General features: G+C 51.8%; 1 protein-coding gene. It reads right to left on the bottom strand.

The window, feature by feature from the left end:
• Positions 1–214, bottom strand: a 214-nt coding sequence (locus SB764_RS42650; protein ID WP_410867130.1) for a pyridoxamine 5'-phosphate oxidase family protein, incomplete at its 3' end; no start/stop codon positions are given.
• Positions 215–253: the final 39 nt, after the last annotated feature.

Here is a 253-nt window from a genome sequence, read left to right as displayed (position 1 = left end):
GAGTCGAAAGTCGTTCTGCTTTACCGATCACCATCACCTGGCGCTCAAGGGTATGCCACGGGAACAGCAGGCTAACGCGCGGATTATTTTCGATTTGATGTGCTTTACGGCTGCCGAGGTTGGTGTAAAACACCATGCCTTTTTCGTCGTAATGTTTGAGTAAAACGATGCGCTGATAAGGCTGACCATGTTCATCCACGGTAGCGACCACCATCGCGGTAGGGTCCGCCAGTTTGGCTTCACAAGCCTGAGA

Source organism: Paraburkholderia sp. SIMBA_027 (assembly GCF_046535315.1).
Taxonomy (GTDB): Bacteria; Pseudomonadota; Gammaproteobacteria; order Burkholderiales; family Burkholderiaceae; genus Paraburkholderia; species Paraburkholderia tropica.
This window is presented reverse-complemented; position numbering and strand designations above follow the sequence as displayed.